Origin of the sequence: Tenacibaculum sp. 190130A14a (genome assembly GCF_964048965.1) — a bacterium.
In the GTDB taxonomy this organism is placed as follows: Bacteria; Bacteroidota; Bacteroidia; order Flavobacteriales; family Flavobacteriaceae; genus Polaribacter; species Polaribacter polynesiense.
The window spans coordinates 3,354,813-3,372,845 of sequence record NZ_OZ040189.1 but is presented as its reverse complement, the minus strand read 5'-3'; the positions used below and the strand labels follow the sequence as shown (position 1 = coordinate 3,372,845).

At 31.8% G+C, this 18,033-nt stretch carries 10 protein-coding genes; 3 read left to right on the top strand and 7 right to left on the bottom strand.

The features are described from left to right. Positions 1-3 precede the first annotated feature (3 nt). Positions 4-8,757, top strand: coding sequence for a LamG-like jellyroll fold domain-containing protein (locus tag ABNT22_RS15635; protein ID WP_348717739.1), 8,754 nt, complete (start codon positions 4-6; stop codon positions 8,755-8,757). A 239-nt stretch (positions 8,758-8,996) separates the two neighbouring features. Here ABNT22_RS15635 and ABNT22_RS15630 read toward each other — a convergent pair whose 3' ends face one another. The 3 genes from ABNT22_RS15630 to ABNT22_RS15620 all read right to left on the bottom strand — a co-directional run bounded on the left by ABNT22_RS15630 (position 8,997) and on the right by ABNT22_RS15620 (position 11,493). After that, on the bottom strand, positions 8,997-9,233 hold the full coding sequence (locus tag ABNT22_RS15630) for a DUF1456 family protein (RefSeq protein WP_348717740.1): 237 nt from the start codon (positions 9,231-9,233) through the stop codon (positions 8,997-8,999). A 7-nt stretch (positions 9,234-9,240) separates the two neighbouring features. Then, positions 9,241-9,867, bottom strand: coding sequence for a YqaA family protein (locus ABNT22_RS15625; protein ID WP_348717741.1), 627 nt, complete (start codon positions 9,865-9,867; stop codon positions 9,241-9,243). A 63-nt stretch (positions 9,868-9,930) separates the two neighbouring features. Then, positions 9,931-11,493, bottom strand: coding sequence for an NAD(P)/FAD-dependent oxidoreductase (locus ABNT22_RS15620; protein ID WP_348717742.1), 1,563 nt, complete (start codon positions 11,491-11,493; stop codon positions 9,931-9,933). A gap of 194 nt (positions 11,494-11,687) precedes the next feature. On the opposite strand from ABNT22_RS15620, the gene ABNT22_RS15615 reads away from it, so the two are divergent. Beyond that, entirely contained in the window at positions 11,688-13,067 is a 1,380-nt protein-coding gene (locus tag ABNT22_RS15615; RefSeq protein ID WP_348717743.1) for a short-chain fatty acid transporter, read from the top strand. Next, a complete protein-coding gene (aat, locus tag ABNT22_RS15610; RefSeq protein WP_348717744.1) occupies positions 13,068-13,712 on the top strand; it encodes a leucyl/phenylalanyl-tRNA--protein transferase in 645 nt (214 codons plus the stop codon). Here the strand turns inward: aat and ABNT22_RS15605 are convergent. The 4 genes from ABNT22_RS15605 to ABNT22_RS15590 form a co-directional block, all read right to left on the bottom strand. Continuing rightward, positions 13,704-14,228 carry a hypothetical protein gene (locus ABNT22_RS15605; RefSeq protein ID WP_348717745.1) on the bottom strand — a complete coding sequence of 175 codons (525 nt, stop codon included), beginning with the start codon at positions 14,226-14,228 and terminating at the stop codon, positions 13,704-13,706. The genes aat and ABNT22_RS15605 overlap by 9 nt on opposite strands. 51 nt (positions 14,229-14,279) lie before the next feature. Further along, the gene (locus ABNT22_RS15600) at positions 14,280-14,885 is read right to left on the bottom strand and encodes a hypothetical protein (RefSeq protein ID WP_348717746.1); all 606 of its coding nucleotides are present in this window, start codon (positions 14,883-14,885) and stop codon (positions 14,280-14,282) included. A 242-nt stretch (positions 14,886-15,127) separates the two neighbouring features. Further along, positions 15,128-15,988: a DUF3667 domain-containing protein gene (locus tag ABNT22_RS15595; RefSeq protein ID WP_348717747.1), complete on the bottom strand. Its 861-nt coding sequence runs from the start codon at positions 15,986-15,988 to the stop codon at positions 15,128-15,130. Positions 15,989-16,066: 78 nt separating this feature from the next. Next, positions 16,067-17,986, bottom strand: coding sequence for a CocE/NonD family hydrolase (locus ABNT22_RS15590; RefSeq protein WP_348717748.1), 1,920 nt, complete (start codon positions 17,984-17,986; stop codon positions 16,067-16,069). Positions 17,987-18,033: the final 47 nt, after the last annotated feature.

Sequence of the window (18,033 nt, the reverse complement as noted above, 5' to 3'; positions counted from 1 at the left end):
AACATGAGAAAAAATAGAATTATAGGCTGTTTAATAATAGCTCTATTGCATTCATTTTCTTTGTTATATGCACAACAATCGCATGATTTGGCTGTATTGCAAATACAAAGTAAAGGAAAGTATCATAGAATTTTTAACCCTCAAACTAAACTAAATAGTTTATTAAATAGCGGAATAAATAATAAAGCAACCATCGAGTTTTGGGGAATGCATAATACTGGAACTTCAGGGATTAATGAAGTGGTAAAATGGCAATTTTCAAACTTAGAAACCGGAGCAAAAGAATTTACACTTCGTGTAGAAGAAGACAAGATTTCTTTAAGAGTAGGAAGTATTGAGCAAGTAGGTGATTTCTTACTTACAGAAAGATTGTTTAAAAATACATGGCATCATTATGCAATTACATTAGATAAAGAGTATAATGAGTTACGAGTATATATTGATGGAGTTGAATATTTTTATAGTACCAAACTTACTTTTGATGTCCAAGAATTGTACTTTTTAACAAATAAAAAGACAGATCTGTTTTTAGCCGAATATAGAGGATGGTCTACTGTAAAAAGTAAAAAACAAATTCAAGAAGAACAGTACCGAACTTTCTATAAAGAAACTCAAAATTCGTTGGAAGAATTGAAAAATAACGGATTGGAGATTGTGTATACAAACACAAATTATAGAAATGAAGATTATTTGGGAGGAAATGTACTTACTTCTATTTCTTGGGAAAACTTATTGTATGAATATTTTCCTAACGACAATTTAGTGAAGGAAGCAGAATTTTCTTCAAATTTAAAAACAAATGAAGTAGGAAGAATAGGTTCAGATATACAACACCCAGTACTAAACTTAAATAAAATTATAGTACGTGCTAGTGATGGAGATGGTATTGATAATACACTTTTATCAGGAGCTAATGGAGTTTTAATAGAGTGGCAACATGTTAGAAATGTTGAGAGCTATGAAATTAAAAGAAGAAACTTAAGATCAGGAACAACCAGTACAGAAATCCATTCTTTAAAAGATACAGAAACAAGAAGTCCCTCAGAATCTTTATTTTTTGTAGACAAAGGAATACTGCCAAACGAATTATATGAGTATACGGTAGAAGCTAAGAAAAATGGAGCAACGACATTATCAGGTAAAGATGTTGGATTTGTATTGCCAAATGGAAAAGTAAGTGGAATTATAGAAACATCTTCTCGTGTAGCAACGAAGTATGCAAAAGTAGAAGCTATAGCTGAAGGAAATGTAAATCCAGGAGGAGCTCTTAAGTTTATACCAGAGAAAAAACCATTACTTATTAAGAATATCAATGCTTTTAGAAAAGCTAAAGGAGGAGCAACCTTAGAGTTTTGGTATAAAACTCCGAGTGTATCTCAAGGAGAAAATAAGATTTTTAAAATCGGAAATAGTGAATTAGTTCTTCAAGAAGATAAAATAGTAGTTAGGTTAAATGGAAGTACATACTTAGAAGGAGCAAGAACATCAGATACCAATTGGCATCATTATGCTTTTGCATTTAATACTACAGGAGGAGTTCTTTATGAAGATGGAGAACCAATAAATAATGCAAGTACTTCAACACCATTTAACTTAGATTTAAGTAATGTAAATACATTTTATCTAAGCGAAACGACCAACGTAACTTATTATATCGATGAGGTTCGTTTATGGAATACACCAAGAACATCACTAGAATTAAAAAACTATGCAAACCATATTATTGGAGGAGATGTAAGTGATTTGTTTGCATACTACCGTTTTGATTTCAATAGTAGTCGTAAAGTATTTAATTTTTCATCAACTAGAAGAGGTGAATATATTGCTGAAACGGAAGAGGATTTAGAGCGTTTACCTGCAGAAGAACAACCACAAATTACATATGCCACTTTTACAAATGAAACAGGAAACTATGAGTTTAATACGTTGAATACAGGTATACAAGGTGTAACAAACAATGACAATAAGTTTGAGTATACAATAAAGCCATCAAAACCACGATTCGATTTCTTACCTAAAAACAGAGTAGTTGGAGTACCAAGAAGATTAAATGGCGCGGAGGTAAACGATGTGAACTTCAACGATGTATCTAGTCTACCGGTTACGGGAGTAATTTCATATAAAGTGGGAGAAGAATTATATCCTGTAATAAAAGGGACTTCATTAAAAGTAGATGGATCTGTAATTCAAAGTAATGAAGATGATAAAGTAACTACTGATAATACAGGAACATATGCCATAAAAACTGCTCCTGGAAGACATATTATTACTCCTAATCCAGTACCATCATTAACTAATGAAGAATTATTAAATGAAGGAAGTTTACAATTTGATGGAGTAACAGGATATGCTCGTTCTTTAAAATCTATAGCTAATAATGGAGAAAGTTTTGTGTGGTCTGGATTTATAAAACCATATTTAAAAACCAATGTAGATGAGCAAGTTATTGCTATTCAAACTATTTTAGATTGGGGAGATGTATCATTAAAACTAATAAACAATAGTACGTTAAAGGTTTATGTCGGTAACCAAGAAAAGCTATCGGAAGTCTTACCATCCAATAGTGTAGGGCAATTTTCGTTCTTTGCTGTAAATTACAATAAGGAAAAAGGAACGATGTCTCTTTATGTAAATAGTAAAAGAAAAAACACATCGTTAAGTAACCTTATAACAGCTGGAAATCTATTTGTCGGGGCAGAAGAAACTGTAGATGGCTATGTGAATTTTTCAAAATCTCAGGTTGATTTACTAGAGTATAGAACAGCGGCTTTAGAGGAAGAAGCTATACTAAAGATATTAGAAGGAAAGTACCTTTCACCTGAAGAATCACAATTACAATTATCTTATAGTTTTGATCAAAAATATGGAACCAAAGCAATCAATTCTATTGTAAGTACTGTAGAGAATAATTATTTACAATTTGAAGGAGGATGTAGCTTTGATAATACATCACATAAACAATATGTACGAGAAATACAATATACATATAAAGCGACTAATACAGGTTTAAATCCAGAAGGAAATAGCTATGAAGTTGTATTGGAAGAACCTTTACAGAATGTGAATTTTGAAAATACTACCAGACGAAGTTTTATTGGAAATATAGTAGTTCCATGTAACAATAGTGTGGGAGCTTGGACAGGAAGAATTGTTCGAACGGATATTGAATTTCCTAAGTTTGAAAAAACAATCAATGCTGCTAACTTTAACAATGATGCAACTGTTTTTACAATAAATGATTTATTACCAGGGCAATATCGTGTTGAAATTACCAATACAGATACCAATAGACTATTGAATAGTCCCATTATAGATTTAAGACGTAAAAATGTAGTTTATGATTTTGAATTTAGAAACGATATCGAACTAGAAATTGAGTTATATAAATTCGATATGGCGGGAGTTAGAGATGTAGATAATATGAGAGATTATGTAGGAGAACAAATAAATAGTACCTGTGACGGAAGCTATACTTTTAACTCTCATGATGGTTTTAAAATGGACGTAAAGGTTTTTGAAAGGTATGGAGCTAATATGTGTCCAGTAGAAGGTGCTGAAATTACTTTGGGTGGTGATGCTATTTTATCAGATAGTAATTTATCAGGGAATAGTTTAAGTCAAGGAGTATTGGAGTTTTTTACACAAGTTTCATCGCCTAATTTCTTAGGAAACCATACAAGAAGTTTTTTAATCTCTGCTGAACACAACGGTAGAACAGCTTCCATTACTAAAAAAGCAATTATTTTAGGTGCTCGTCAAGGAAATTCAGACTTTACATTGATAGATCCTCAAGTAGGTTTTGTGTTACATGATCCTCCTGGAGATAATAGTTCTTCAACGTTGGCAAAAGGAGCCACCTACTCTTATTCTTTTTCAGCAGAAAATGGTATAGGTTTAGAAGTTGATAATTCAATAGGAGCCAAGTTAAAAGTTAAAAAACAAATCCTAACAGGAGTTGTTGCAGCACCATTAGGAGTTGGAACAGTGGCAGGTTTTGTAAATCCAGTATTACAAACAAGTAGTGATACCAAAGGTTTAATTGGTGGAAAATTTGACTATGTAAGACATAGTGGTAATTCAGAAACGGTTACTTTAGAACAATCAGTTTCTACTCCTTCAGATCCTACTTATGTAGGCGAAGATGCAGATGTATTTATTGGAACGTCAAAAGTAATTACGTTTGGAACAGGGCAAGTGTTAAAATTAAATGGTTGTTCACCGGTAGTTCAAAATTCAGACAAGGTTGCAAAGCCATCTACCGTAACTCCTTTTATTTATACAAAACAGAGTTTAAATGATATTGTAATCCCTAATTTATATCAGTTGGCAATAGCTAAATATGATAAAAACAACAATATTGAAACAGCGCCAGACGATAGAGATTATTTAGATTTAGAAGGTACCTTAGAAAAGCTTTTGGCAAGTACACCAAATGATAGAGAAGATAAAGACATCAAGAATTACTTACATCAAATCTCTAGGTGGAAAGCAATTATAAAAAAGAATCATGATAAGCGTACCAAAGCATATTTTGATAATGCTCCTGATTTTAGTTCAACCACTAAGAAACTAACTAATGACAATGATGTTGGTCAGAGTGGTGCAGGGTTAAATGCTTCTGTATTAGATAAGCGAATTACATTTGATGCCTTAACAGAGATTAGTTATACCTTATCTAGAGGAAAAACAAAAAGTACTGGAAATTCATTTAGTGGAGGACCTTATGTAGGTGTTAGTTTTTCAACAGATTTTACAGTCTTTGGAGTTGGACTTACGCTAAACAACGAAACCAAAGTACATAACTTTAACAGTAGAACCGATACTGATGAGAATGGAAACAATAGAGTAGATAGTTTCACATTGAGTGATGACGATGCGGGAGATCACTTTGATGTGTTAATAAAGAGAGATCCAGAATATGATACACCAATGTTCTTAACAAATGCTGGAAGAAGTTCTTGTCCTTTCGAATCTGGAACTGTTCCTAGAGAAGGAGTAGAATTAATTGTAGATAAGGTAGTTGGTTATGGTACAGGAGATGAATCTATATTATACAATTTAACGCTACGTAATACCCAAATAGCAAAAGATGCTACAAGAAAAACCTATATTGTAGGTATGTCAGGTGCTTCGAATCCTTTAGGTGCTGTGGTGAATTTGAATGAATCACCAATTTTTGAACCAACAACATCGTCAAAATTTGTATTTGATTTGGATTCAAGTTCTCCTACAGGAGTAAGGAAAGAAATCAAGGCGCAATTACGTATCTCTAGAGGAACAGATGCTCCTTCAGAAATTTCTTATGAGAATATAAAAATTCAAATGTACTCTGAGTGTGAACAAACAGGAGATAGATACCGTTCTTATGGTGTAGATGAGTATAATGAAGTTGGTATAAAACCGTATGCTGAAATATTAGTAACCGCACATTTTACAGGAGCTTGTATTGAAGAAATTACCTCAGATGCACCACAAAATGATTGGGTGGTAAATGGTTCTGATAAAAAGAAACTCGACTTTAACTTTAGAATTCCTGAGTTAAAAGACATGTCAGATGATAATGATTTCTCTGTAGATTTAGAATATACAATTGAAGGTAATAATTCACCTAAAATATTAAGAAAGCTAGATTTACAAACATTAAAACAACATTTAAATTCAAAGACAGATCAAGTAGAATATAGTGCAGATGTTTCTGGTTTAACAGATGGAGTATATAACTTTAGAATTGTACCTGTATGTGGAGATGGTGGTTCAGATAATCCAAATAATAGGAAAAACCCAACTCCTTTTGTATCAGGGAAAATAGCAAGACAAGCACCTCAATTGGTTTTAACAACACCAGATAATGGAGGGATCTTTACCACAGGAACTATTTCGGCTAAATTCTCAGCTCCAATTAATCCAGCAACAGTAAACTTAAATTCATTGGCAATGCGTGGAATCTTAGGAGGAGTACCAAAGCCATTAACGTCGGTGAAATTAGATAATGTATCAGATGTTATTACTGTTCCTCATAATGATAAGTTTAGCTTAGAAGATAAATTGACTATTGAAATGTGGGTCAACCCATCAAAGTATCCATCAGGAAGCAATGTGCCAATTGTTCAAAAAGGATCAAATTACCACGTTTCATTAATGCCAGATGGTAAGATTATTACAAATGATGGAGTAAAATCAATAAGAGGATTACAACCATTTACTTGGACTCATGTAGCGGTTGTATTAGATAAAACAAATGGGAATGCTCTTATTTATTTTAACGGAGGAGAAGTTGGTTCAGGAAATATTTCTACCATAAGTAATGAAGTAAATACAGAGGATTTCATAATATCTTCAATAGGGGCAACAGATTCTTTTGTAGGTTCTATAGATGAAATGAGACTATGGCAATCTGCAAGATCTCCATTAGAAATTGCAAGTAATTTCAAAAACCAGTTATTAGGAAATGAAAATGATTTAGAAGCATATTTTGTTTTCAATAATAATACATTGGCAAAGCAAGGAATAAATGGAAATCCTGATGAAGCAATTCAAGATTTTACTGGAAATGCGCAAGGTACAACCGCATCAGGTATTGATTTTATAACCAATGAAGAGGCAGCTCCATTAGATGAAACAAAAACTGTGGAGGACATTCAATTTACAACAACCATGTCTGAAAATAATACCATTATTAATTTCAATATGAAAATTTCAGACTTAGAATTCGTAGAAGGAGCACGATTAACCGTTTTTGTAAAAGATAAAAAGTTAGAAGATCCTTTAGGAAATAAGATAGACAAAACATCTTGGAGTTTTATTGTAAATAGAAGTAAGTTAAAGTGGAGTCATAACAACATCTCGATAACACAAAATCAGGGAGAAGCAACATTGATCGATTATATTGATTTGATTAACGAAGAGGGAGGAGTAGATGTGGCATATACTTTTGAAAACTTACCAGTTTGGTTTAGTGTGAACAAAGGTGCAAATCCAGACAAAGATGCATTAAATATTATTCGAGCTACAGAAACAAATAGAGATTTAGAATTTGAAGTAAAAAATTATCTAAATCCTGGTGTTCATACCGCTACGATTTATATAAAAACGAGTAACAAAGAAACTGGTTTAAAATTAGGAGTAGAGAGTTTTAGAGTTGAGGTAACTGTTCAGTGTCCGGAGCCACCTGTTGAAACTGGATTTGAAAACAAGTATCCATTTTCAATGAATATAAAAGGTAATTTAGTTATTAATTCTCAAAACTCTGCAGACATTAATGATATCGTAAAAGCCTATGTAGGAAATGAAATAAGAGGATATGCAAAAGTTGGAGCTAACGGTTTGGTAGATTTAACTGTATTTGGAAATATTGGAGAAACTACAGCCTTAAACTTTAAAATATGGGATGCTTCAGAATGTACCGAGTATGAAGGGATTATTGAAAATTATAGTTTTAATTCAAATGCTACAGTAGGTTCGAATGCTGCACCAGTTAAGTTTACGGTAGGAGAAAAAGTTAGAAGAAGAATACCAGTTGTAACAGGATATCAAGAATTAAGTTTTAATTTAAAAGATAGCGAAGCATCAAATAAATTATCATTGACAGCAATCAAAGGATTACCAGTTAATTCGCAGATTCTTGATTTATCAGATAACAGAATTGCAGTACTTGGTACAAACAATGTTTTCACAGGAGGTTTAACAGAATTAGATATTACAAAAGCATATTTAGTTAATGTAGCCGCTTCTCATGAAGATGTGAAATATATTGAAGTAACAGGTGTTCCAGTAAGTTTAGATAAAGACCTAGTTATAAATGGAAATAATGTTAGAAACGCACTTCCATTTTATCCAAATGATTTACAGCGTACAGGTTACGCATTACGATCATTTACTTCAACAAAAGTTAGTGAGGGAGATAGAATTGAAAGAAGAGGTTTATTTGCTGAATATTCAACAGCCAATGGTTGGAGAGGTAGTTTAACACATTTAACCCCAGGATTAGGATATATCTTTAAATCGCAAAACTCAGGAGCAATTAACTATTCAGGAATTGTTAAAAATGCAGAAGCTAGGTCGTTTGTTTCACGTAACTCTTCAAAAAATGAAGCAATTGCTACAAGTAAGTTGGAAGAAACTCCTTTATATGAAGATTTAGATTTAACAATAGACGTTAATAAATATGCTAATTTTATGTACATCAATGGTGTTATTGATGATGAAAATGTTGTTTCTGATGAAGCACAAACCATTTTAGCTTTTGTAAATAATGAGTTAAGAGGAGTTTCTAAAGCTGAATTTATAAATGGAGCATATCACTACTATATTGGGGTAGGAAGTAATACACCAGTTGAAAATATTACATTTAAATTATATAACGGAATTGATATTACTGAGCTAGGTAACGTTGAGAAGTTTGAATCGAACCAAGTATTCGGAGATATGAATACTCCATACATTTTTAGATTAAAAGCTAAAGAAATTGAATCTAGTACAGATTATGGTTTATCACTATCTCAAAATAGACCAAACCCTGTAGATGAATATACCAAAATTAGTTTTAGTATTTCTAATGATGCCCATGTAAACCTAAGTTTATATAACTTACTTGGACAGAAGTTACACACATTTGTTTCAAGAAAAGTAAAAGCAAATACAAAACATGAATTACAATGGAATGGAGAAATTAGAGGAACTAAACTTCAAACCGGTGTATATATGTACGAGTTAAGAGTCAATGGAAAACGACTAAAACGTAAATTAATAATCAAATAAAATTAAATAATAAAGGGAGGTTGTAGAAACAATCTCCCTCTTTTATTTGGTTGAAAACCTGATAAATACCTCCTTTTGCGGAAAACTACATTTTAAATTGCGGAAATCCCATTTTGTAAACTAAAAAGAGGTTGTATGTTTGTGTCATCATCGCCCAGCAATGGGAGAGGAATTTAAGGGGAAAAAATAATCCGCATAGGTTAGACTTATGCGGATTTATTTTTTTTACGAAAATATTTTTATTTTTTCTCAGGCATCGGACCCCTTAAATGAATAATTAATCCATTTAAAAAGTTTCTTAAAAATTGATCGCCACAGACTACATATTTCGGGTGGTTTTCGTTTCTAAAAATAGCATTGATTTCAGATTTAGAAACTTTAAAATCAACTAAAGCGCAAATTTCAATAATATCAGTATCTCTAAGTTTATGTGCTACTCTAAGTTTTTTAAAAATATCATTATTTGTAAGTCCCATATTTATTTTAATTAAGTGCAGAAAAAATTGCCCAAGCGTAAAGAGCAAAACGTAAAAATCGGAACAAACCTACAATTACAACGTTTTTAAAAGGATACTTGATCATTCCTGCTGTTAAACAGCTAATAGCAAAAGGTAATGGTAATAAGGCTCCAACTAAAATTAAAAACCCACCCCATTTACTAGTGTTTTTTAAATTTTTGGCCATTTTAACCTCTAAATAGTTTCTAACAGAATCTATTTTAAGGGAAGCTCTTCCTAAAAAATATGCTGTTAAACCACCCAAATAAGATAAAGTAGCTAAAATTGCTAAGTTTAAAATTGGGTCTGAGGTCTTTTTAGACCAACCAATAAAAATTTCTGGCGGAATCAATCCTAAGATAGTTTCTGAAACAAAGAAAGTGATTAATACTCCAGTCCTTGAAAAGGTTTGAGTCATAGCCTCTAAGCCTTCTCCAATATTGTACACATATTTGTTAAACAATAACAGACCTACTACAGCAATAACAATAGGCCAAAAAGCTTTTTTTAAACTTTCCCAAATAAACATATAAAAACCTGTTCGCTGATAATAATTATGCAAACGTTTTACATGTGGTTTCTTATTTCCTTTTTTCTTTTTTTTCTTGGTCATGATTTTGACATCAAAATTTAGAGACTGCAAAAATACCACTTAACATGAGTATATACCAATAAATTACGAAGTATATTTTGCGATTACTGCTTCAGCACATCGTTCACCATCCATAGCGGCAGAAATAATTCCACCGGCATAACCAGCTCCTTCTCCACAAGGATATAAACCTTCTATTTGTGGATGTTCTAAGTTTTCTTTACGAGGAATACTTACAGGTGAGGATGTTCTTGATTCAACCCCTACAATATTGGCTTCGTTAGTATAATAACCATGCATTTTTTTACCAAATGCAGCAAATCCTTTTCGTAGTCTACCTCCTATAATTTTTGGAAGTAGTGAGTGTAAAGGAGATGAATTTAATCCAGGTTGATACGAAGTGTCATTTAATGAGTTTGATAAACGTCCCTCTACAAAATCAGTCAAACGTTGTGCAGGAGCTACCTGGCTTTTTCCACCAGCATTAAAAGCAAGTTTTTCAAGATCTTTTTGAAACTGTAATCCTTTTAATTCACCAAATTGTTGATATTTTGGTAAGTCCTTTTCAACATTAATTTCAACAACAATCCCAGAATTGGCAAATTTATTATTTCTTCTAGATGGAGACATTCCATTTACCACAACTTCTCCGTTTGCAGTAGCAGCTGGAACGATAAAACCTCCAGGACACATACAAAACGAGTATACACCACGGTTGTTTACCTGATGAACTAAACTATAAGCGGCGGCGGGTAATAATTCATCCCTTTGTCCAGAACAACTATATTGAATTTGATCAATTAATTCTTGAGGGTGTTCTACACGAACCCCCATAGCAAATGATTTTGCCTTAATTTGAATATCTTTTTTATGTAACAATTCAAAAATATCCCTAGCCGAATGTCCAGTAGCTAAAACAACAGCACTTACTGGTATTTCTGTACCGTCTTTTAGAATTATAGCTTTCATTTTATTGTTTGAAACAACAAAGTCAGAGACACGAGTTTCAAAATGAACTTCACCACCATATTTAAGAATGGTTTCTCTAATATTTTGAATAATTTTTGGAAGTTTATTTGTTCCTATATGTGGATGAGCATCAATTAAAATTTGTTCTGTAGCACCATGATAAACCAGATTTTCAAAGATTCTACGAACGTCTCCACGTTTTAAACTTCGTGTATATAGTTTTCCATCAGAATAGGTTCCAGCTCCTCCTTCTCCAAAACAATAATTAGAGTCTTCATTTACCGTATGAAACTGGTTAATAGCACGTAAATCCCTACGTCTATCTTGAACGTTTTTTCCGCGTTCTAAAACAATGGGTTTAAACCCTAATTCAATACAGCGTAAAGCGGCATACATACCAGCAGGTCCAAATCCGATAATATGTACCTCTTTGGCATTAGAAACATCTTTGTAGTTAAAAATATAATCAGGTGTTTCAGGAATAGGTTCGTTTATATAAACAGCAAGTTTATAATTGAATATTGTTTCCTTTTTACGAGCATCGATTGATTTTCGTAAAACCTTAACAGCGGTTATGTTTTTTGAAGATATTTTTAAGCTTCTAGCAGCTTTCTTTTTTAATATATCCTCAATTCGTTGTTCAACTAAATTAACGCGTACCTGAATTTCTTTAACCATAGTGCAAAACTAGGTAAAATCAATTGATTCATTATACCTAATTTGAAATATCAAACAATAACTTAATTGTGTTTTGATTATTTTAGCAAATGAAACTTAGTTTATTGACCTCTCAAAGAACGAACAACTATAAAAATGCTGTTTTTTTACATGAACCATGTAATCTAAATTGGTCGCTATTTAAAATGAAATAAATGAAAATTACTCAGGTTATAGAAAATGTATTTAAAAAATACCTTCCTTCGCCATTTACTATTGCCATTTTACTTACGTTAACTACTTTATTGCTTGCATTAGTTTTTACCAAACCAACTGAGACATCAGCTTTAAGTTATTCATTAGATGTATTAAAATTCTGGGAGAGTGGAGTTTGGTCTAATGGTTTGTTAGTGTTTGCTTATCAAATGATGTTAATACTCGTTTTAGGACATGTATTGGTACTGAGTAAACCTGTAAGTAATTTGATTTTAAAGGTAACCCAATATTGTACAAATACTGCTACAAGTGCGGCAATAGTAAGTAGTACAACTATGTTGGTTGCATTTTTTAATTGGGGACTTGGATTGATATTTGGAGCGTTGTTAGCAAGAAAAGTAGCAGAACATGCTCAAAAAAATAATATTAAATTGAATTACCCTATCATAGGAGCCGCAGGTTATGTGGGACTTATGGTTTGGCATGGAGGAATCTCAGGTTCTGCTCCCATAAAAATAAATGAAAGTGGCCATATACAAAGTATTATGCAATCTATTTCTTCAGACGGAGTGTTGGCACAAATACCTGATGTAATAGATTATTCTCAAACAGTTTTTAGTTGGTGGAATCTTCTTATATTCTTCTCAGCATTAATAGCCGTGTCTTTCACTTTTTTCTTTTTAGGAAAGAAGGCAACTCCAACAGAAATTAATTTGCCAGAATATGAAATGAACGTTAAAGAGGAAGCTCTAACTAAAGCTGAAAAATTAGACAGTTCAAAGATATTAGCTATTGTTTTTGGGATAATTATTTTAATAGCCTTTGGTTATCGATATTTTGAAGATATTCAACGGTTAAAAATAACACCTAATTTAATTAACTTCTTTATGTTAGGGTTAGGTATCATATTACACGGAAGTTTTAAGAAATTTACAAATGCAGTGGGAGAATCTATAAGTGATGTTTCAGGTATTTTAATTCAGTTTCCGCTGTATTTTGGAATTATGGGAATTATGAAGAGTACAGGGATGGTGACTTTAATTTCTGATTTTTTTGTGTCTATCTCTACAGCGACTACTTTGCCAATTTTTACTTTTTTTAGTGCAGGACTGGTAAATATTTTTGTTCCAAGTGGAGGAGGGCAATGGGTAGTACAAGGACCTATTGTAGTTGAAAGTGCATTACAACTAGGAGTACCTTTACCTAAGGCTATTATGGCATTGGCATATGGTGATCAAATAACTAATATGTTACAGCCTTTTTGGGCTTTACCTTTACTAGGAATTACAAAATTAAAAGCAAAAGAAATTTTACCGTACACCTTAATAGCAATGGTTGTGGGAAGTGCAGTATATTTATTAGGATTATTAGTATTATAAATGATTTGGTTAAGCAATGAATTGGTATTCCCTCCATTAGATTTAGCTACAGAAGATGGAGTTTTAGCTTTAGGAGGTGATTTATCTGTATCGCGTTTAATTTTAGCGTATAAAAATGGAATTTTTCCATGGTTTAACGAAGGAGAACCTATTGTATGGTATGCTCCTTGGGAAAGAATGGTTCTTTTTCCTGATAAAATCAAAGTATCAAAATCAATGAAACAAGTACTTCGAAAAAAGAACTTTGTCATTACAGAAAACAAAGCTTTTGAAGAAGTTATATTTAATTGTAAATATATTGATAGGCAAGATCAATATGGAACATGGATAACCGATGATATGCAAAAAGCCTATTTAAAATTGCATGAAGTGGGATTTGCAAAATCTATTGAAGTGTGGCAATTTGATACCAATTTAAATCAAAATATTTTGGTAGGTGGTTTGTATGGAGTTGATTTAGGAAACGGAGTTTTTTGCGGAGAAAGCATGTTTAGCAATGTGAGCAATATGAGTAAAATAGCCTTTATACATTTAGCAACAGAATGCAATTATAAACTAATAGACTGTCAGGTGTACAATAAACATTTAGCTAGTTTGGGTGCTTATGAAATATCTAGAGATCTTTTTTTAAAATATTTACGATGATGTAATAGTAGCTCCCGTTATAGGGATAATTTTAATTGGTTCTCTAGCACTCACTCCTTTTAATTGATTGTTTTCATATCCCAAAAACATTTTTTCTGGATTAATTATTTGTTGTTTTTTTCCATTGTTGTCAACAGTAAGTGCTTCAGCAAAAACTTTAGCTGTAATTGGAATACTACTATTGTTGGTCATATCAATATCACCGTTAATAGTAACTTTAGAAGTTTGTAAATTAAAGATGGCGGTAAGTAGGTTAGAGGGTAAATTAAAATTTTGAGAAGAACCTACTTTAGGAATAGCACTACCACTGAGATAGGTCAATAAGAATTTGGTTAAAAATTCGATTATACTAACTAGAAAACTTTCCCACGATGATTGAGAATTTAATATGTTTTTAAAGCTTGAAATAGTTACAATATCAGCTTCAAAATTAATCTTCAACTTTGCAGATGCATTTCCTATTAGTGAAATAGTTAAACTATCAATTGCTGTATATTCAGATGTTACAGTAGCCATAGTAAAATAAGTACTGCCAATATATTTTTATATTGACAGTACATTTTTTAATTATTTTAAAGGAACGACATTTAAGTTACCTCCTGTTTTTTCAATTCCATTTGTACTTCCAGAAGAATCTGCTACAGTGCTATTAGAAGAGTTAATTACATTTAAAGATGTATTATCATCAAAAGTAATAGTAGTCACTTCTACAAAAACAAATCCTTCAACAGGAATAAAGCTAGTACCTACAGCATCTAAAGTACCATGAATATTCACATTTGTTTCTTGTTGTTGATATAGGCTTTTTAAGAATCCTTTTTGTTGCTCTGTTTGTGCTTTAGCTATTTTGTTATTCGTGTTTCTATAGTATCCTGCAGATCCCCCAAATAACCATCCAAAAGCACCAGAAGCTGAGAATCCTTGAGATACACTAGACCATTGCTCTTGTGTAAATGAACTTTTGTTATCCTCTAACCAAGATTTTACAGTATTTTCAGTTAAAGTTTTCGTATTCATGTCTACATGTAAATGAGCAGTAATTCCTCTTTGTACAGAAACTCCTGCCTTAGATATTAGACCATATCCATTGGTAATTTTTACTTTGTCGTATTTTGTGTCTTCCCCTTGAGTAGTAGCATTTGGAGTTGCTACCATTGCTAAATTAGTATTCATAATGAGATATTTTATGGTTAATAATATTCCATACAATAATTAATCTTAGTAGCTACAGTATTCAAAATAGGTATAGAATCATAACAAAGATTATCATTATTTTTAGTTGAATACTAAAAAAACACTTAAAGGAAGTAAATTAGAGAATGAGTGTTAAGTTATAGGTAATGAGAGGGTTATTTTTTATTTTTATAAATAAAAAAGCACCTAAGTTGTTTAGGTGCTCGTATAATTTTTTGTTTTTAAGCTGGTTGAAAGAGCCCAGGATTACTTTTAAACATAAATATGGCAACACCAAAAATTAGAATAATACCTAGAGGTATTGAAAGGAGCACTACCATTAGTATAAATTTTAAAAACTTAACAATTGATTTCGCAAAACTTAGTTGGTAAAGTTTGGCAAAAGTATAAAGGTAATACAGTACAACAATTAACATACTAAAACCAAACATTCTTGGATGAACCAGCATGCTCAATAAGAAACATAGTATCATAGTGTACATAGTAGTACCTTGTAAATATGCATTTGCTACAATATGTTCCCCATAATTATGTCGTTTGTTATAGGTTAGTTTACTTAAGAGAGCATAGAAAGGAAGGAACAAAAAAGTTGAAATATTAAAATATTTTAATAAAAAAGTAGACCATTTTTCTAAAAAACTAAGCTGCATTTTAGCAACACCTTGCTGAGCTTTAAGTTTTTCTAAATCTTTTTTGGAAATATCTTTTATAGTAGTTAAATCCTTGTTTGCTAATTCTTCTACCTCAGCAATTTGCTCTTTATTAAAAGAGGATTGTATTTCTAAATAATCTTCAGAAAAATAGTTGAAAATAATCAATGAAACTGCGGCCCCTACAGCTAAATATGCAAATGGGTTTATGTAGCGTTTTCTTACTCCTTCTAAATATTCTTGGATAACCTCATGGGGAGCAATTATCATTTTTTTTAGCGTAAGAAAATAAATACTTTCAAAGCCCATTGAAGCAAATAATTCGCCAAGTAAAAAACGTAAGCTTATTCTGTTTTTTATAACTTTTGCACCACAATGATCACAAAATAAAGCTTCGTTTTCAAGTACTTCATTACAATTTTTACAATTCATAACTCATAGTTTATTTTACAAATATGGGCAATTCATTTAAAAATAAAAAGCTCGTGTTATAAACACGAGCTTAAAAAATTATTCTAAGATTGTGAATTCTATACTGGAGTCGGTAAAGACAGAATGTGTTTGCGTTTTAAAGTCATCTTCATTCGCTTTGTAAATATTATCTACATAAGTTTGCGGATTCAAATCAATTAAAGGGAACCAAGTGCTTTGTATTTGTATTTGAAGTTTATGCCCTTTTTTTACTGTATGAAATACATCCTGTAGTTTAATGTCTACAGCCGTTTTTTTGTTTGGAACAAATGGTTCAGGTTTAGAAAAACTATTTCTAAAGCGTCCACGCATTACCTCACTACGAACCATCATATGATAGTTGCTCAATTTTAAGTGAGATTGCATCTCTTTATTGTCATTTTTTAAATCGTGAGGGTGAACGTCAATTACTTTTACAATCCAATCTCCAGCGGTTCCAGTAGTAGCTACTTTTAAGTTTGCTAAGATATCACCAGCAAGAGTTAAATCTTCTGATAAAACATCTGTTTCAAAAACTAAAACATCTGGGCGTCTTGCTGCGAAACGTTGGTCATCAGTCATATACTTTCGTGGAGTAAAAACAGTTTTAATATCTTCAGAATAAGGAACTGGATTTTTTACATCACTGATAAAATTTATTTTAGATTCTGATTTTTTTGCTGTGGTTAACTTCTGGTTATCAGACAAGAAAAAAGTTTGTTTTTTTCTGTTTTTCGGAGGCCAAGTATCATAATTTTTCCATTCTTTTTTTCCAGTATCAAAAACATGTGCTTCTGGTAAACCAGAGTTTTTAGAGCCTCCTTCTTTTAAGAAATGATTGAAGAACTTTGTTTCGATGTTTTTTTGAAAATTTAAAGAAATAGAGTCTCCAAAATAATAATTACCTACTTTATTAGGTACTTTATTTCTAGACCATCCACCATGATCCCATGGTCCAAATACTAATGTGTTATAATTATTTGGTTGATGTTTTTCAATATTTTTATAAGTTTCTAATGGACCATACAAATCTTCAGCATCAAACCAACCACCAACAACCATAGTAGCAACTGTTGAAGGTACTTTGTTTAAGTGTTGAATAATACCTTTACTTTTCCAAATAGAGTCGTAGTTTGGATGTTCTACAATTTCTTTCCAAAAGAAATCATCAATACGATTTTTACTTTCTGCAGTCTTGGTATCTAATTTGTCGTATTGAAAATATTCGTTTAGATTTTTTAAAGGTCCTTTATCTAAGAAAAATTGATATTGATCTTGTGTTTTCATATCAGGAAAAGAATACCAAGCAGAGTCGGTAGGTTGATCTTTATAAGTTCCGAATAGAGGAATAACTTTAAAATAGCTCAGTAAAAATGCTCCATTATGATGGAAATCATCAAAAAAGAAATCTCCAATACAAGCTTGTGGAGATGCAGCTTTTAATGCAGGGTGAGCATCAATAGTAGAAACGGTAGCATAATGACCAGGATAAGAAATTCCCCAAGTTCCTACATTACCATTATTATGGTTTACGTTATTTACAAGCCAATCGATGGTGTCGTAGGTGTCTGTAGTTTCATCTGATTGCTTTGCTGTTTTATTAGGGATATATGCGCGCATATTGTCATAAACACCTTCGCTCTTCCACCTTCCACGTACATCTTGATATACAATGATATTCCCTTCTTTCATTAAAATTGGGTTTGGGCCAATTTTTTTTCTGAATTTATCTTCTCCATAGGGTCTACAACTATAAGGTGTACGTTGTAATAAGATAGGGTATGTTTTACTGGTGTCTTTAGGAGAGTAAATAGTTGTGTGCAGTTTAACACCATCTCTCATTTCAATACTAACTTCTTGTTTAGTATAATTATCTTGAACAAAAGTGTCTACTTTTTCTTCTTTATTAGCGTCAGTCTTTTTGGAGCAACTCGTTATTATAAATAACGATAACAGTAATAGTTTTAATTGTGATTTCATGTGGTTAATTGTAATAGTGTGGTAAATATAAAAAAAGAGACCTAGTA